Source organism: Hallella absiana (assembly GCF_025457485.1).
GTDB classification, from domain to species: Bacteria; Bacteroidota; Bacteroidia; order Bacteroidales; family Bacteroidaceae; genus Prevotella; species Prevotella absiana.
This window is the reverse complement of record NZ_JAMXSP010000066.1, coordinates 1-2,663: the sequence shown is the minus strand read 5'-3', so window position 1 is coordinate 2,663 and position 2,663 is coordinate 1. Positions and strand designations below refer to the sequence as shown.

The 2,663-nt window shown below is 43.1% G+C and carries 3 protein-coding genes; 1 reads left to right on the top strand and 2 read right to left on the bottom strand.

The annotated features are described in order from the left end of the window. Positions 1-738: serine hydrolase (locus tag NG346_RS14275; RefSeq protein WP_262288904.1), on the top strand; the 738-nt coding region annotated here is incomplete at its 5' end. 349 nt (positions 739-1,087) lie between these two features. Here NG346_RS14275 and NG346_RS14270 read toward each other — a convergent pair. Then, positions 1,088-2,152, bottom strand: coding sequence for a hypothetical protein (locus NG346_RS14270; protein ID WP_154535654.1), 1,065 nt, complete (start codon positions 2,150-2,152; stop codon positions 1,088-1,090). Between the two features lie 161 nt (positions 2,153-2,313). Further along, the gene (locus NG346_RS14265; protein ID WP_154535653.1) at positions 2,314-2,547 is read right to left on the bottom strand and encodes a hypothetical protein; all 234 of its coding nucleotides are present in this window, start codon (positions 2,545-2,547) and stop codon (positions 2,314-2,316) included. Between the last annotated feature and the right edge of the window lie 116 nt (positions 2,548-2,663).

Genomic DNA, 2,663 nt, shown 5'->3' with positions numbered 1-2,663 from the left:
ATAAAGGACGGACAATTCTATGGCATTCATGAGAATAAGTATTTCCCGATGAACAGTGTCATGAAGTTCCCTCAGGCATTGTTCGTGGCAGACTGGATGCAGAGAAATAATATTCGTCTTTCCGACTCTGTCAAAGTCACCAAAGAGGAATTGATAGAGGGCACCTGGTCGCCCAAGTTAGGAGACATAAAGACATCTCAGTCGTTCACCTATGCAGAACTCATCAGTTACTCTCTCATGCTCAGTGACAACAACGCTTGCGATGTTCTCTTCAAACAATGTGGCGCTCCGAAAGATGTCGAATCTTATATCCGCGAACTTGGCTTTAAGAGAATTTATATTCGTAAGACTGAAAGGCAGATGCGTGCGGATCATTCGTGCTGTAGATACAACAAGGCTACACCCAAAGATATGGCCTTGTTGTTGCAGTGGTTTTCAAGTCATCATTCAGACACCCCGATTCTTCAGTTCATTTGGGAAACGATGATGAAATGTGAGACTGGCATGGATAGGCTGCCTGCAGCTACTCCTGAAGGAGCTGCGCTATTGCACAAGACAGGCTCAGGGGATACCAATAAGGATGGAACAACGGATATTGGTGATGCAGGAATATACTTGCTCAGCGATGGGAGTAAATTGCCGATATGTGTATTCGTCAAGGAATCATCGAGTGATCACATCATCAGAGAAATTTCTCTCAAACTTCAAGCTGTGGCTCTTGCGCCAGACAGGGAGTGAGAACAAAAAGTATCTATTTTGGTCTTCTCTTTCGTCTGTGTCAAAGTAAAGTTGCACCTTTGGCGAAGATTAATACAAGAAAAACATGACAGCACCCGAAAACAATAGTCCATGGCTCGGACACAAGGGAATGATACTTAATATAAGCAGATACTATGCGTACAGACAATATAGACAGACACAAGACCATTAGGTCTATGGTCCGTGGTTTCTTTGAAGGTCTTTTTTCAGCTCTCATTGAGAAGGTGGACAACGGAAACGGAGAGAGCCGCTCAGTAATAGTGAAGCGACTGATAATGGACAATTACGAGAATATTGCAGGTAGGGTGTCAAGTCTGTGCTCATAATTCTATCCAATTTTTCGGGTAAGGTCTTTCCTCTCCTGAGTTGGGTTTCCGTATAAATTGAAGCCAGCCCATTCGTCTAAATCTTTATAGTGGACATTCTCCATGGCCGCAATAAAATCGAATGATTCTCTGCTCTCTTTCGAAATGAAGTTTATAGCCAATGGTAAAACCAATGCATGCTTTGTCACCCCGCAGAGCTTGTCTGGAGACTTCATCGCCTTGAATACTCCGAAACAAGATTCTATAATGTCTGATGAGACAATATGTACATCCGTATCCGATTGAAGCAGTTTACATTCCTCTTGAAGATATTCCCACATGTCAAGGCCAACACTCCTCATTCTTCTGGTACCACCTGCTGGGGTGATTAGGTCCGCGGTTATCCGCCAAATGAGAAACTTTGCCAGCTCTTTGCTCAGTCCGTCATTCTTGCATCTCATTTCAACATATTCCATGCATTTTCGGATGCTGTTTAGCTCTTCAATGAGGTCTTTGTTGTCCAGCATAAAGCGTGCAGCTTCCTTCTGCTCATCCGTGAGCCGGTCATACCTCTCAAGAAGTTTGTGCGCCCATTTCACCCAAACAAATGTATTCATGAATCTGGCTATTGCTCGTTGTTTAGGTGGAAGAACTATTGCCTTATCTGTTAGCTGGTAGGCAAGGCGTTTCTTCTCCATAAGTCCTGTAAATTCCTTGAAATCCGGAGAGTCAGAGAAATACTTCTTTAATATGGTGCCAAAAGTGTGGCTGATGTCTCTGTGGTGCGGTATACCGGCATCACGACAAGCGTTACATAGATTGTAACCGTTGTCAGAAACTGAATACAGAGGCCTCCTGCCAATGCTTTTCGAAGTCTTCTCCATCTCGGCTTTTACACTATCCCCAGTCCACGACGGACTGACGCTCATCCCGACAATGCTTACGTCAGAGTGGGATAAGGGCTTTCCTGTACTGTCAGCTGGAGCGGCTAATTGAAGCAGCAACTTCTGCTTGCCTACAGAAATACTCTCATCCGTGATGGTGATGTACTCATTGTCCACGAATTGATCCTTGACTTTCGTATGCATATCTAACCCCGCCTTTTCGCACCAATCCTCTATGACTTGATTGCATGGAATGCTGTCAAACAGTTCTCCCTTGAAGCACTCGTTGAGGATCTCCAGTATTACAACTATAGACCGTGAACCACAGATTGGCAAGCGAGATCTTAGCAGGACTGCAAGCCTAATCACGAGTTCGTTATACTTGTATCCCCAAGCAGTTCGGAAAGTAATCTGCTTTGTTCCTCTGTCAGTCTTATGGTCTGCTCTTTTTTTTTATTATTCTCAGCCTTGAGCCCCCTAAGCTCCGATCTGGTTGATTTCAATTCCTCCTTCTTCTTCGCCAAGTCGTTATTGACCTTGTTAAGCTCACGTTTCAGTCTGGTGATCTCTTTGTCTTTTTCGCTTTTCCTTACAGTCATATCTTTACAGTTATATATCTTAATTACACTATAAAGGTACTGATTTTCAGCAAGATAAACAAAGAAATAAAGTTAATATATATTTACTTATTGGTAATATATTATAATGCGTAAAA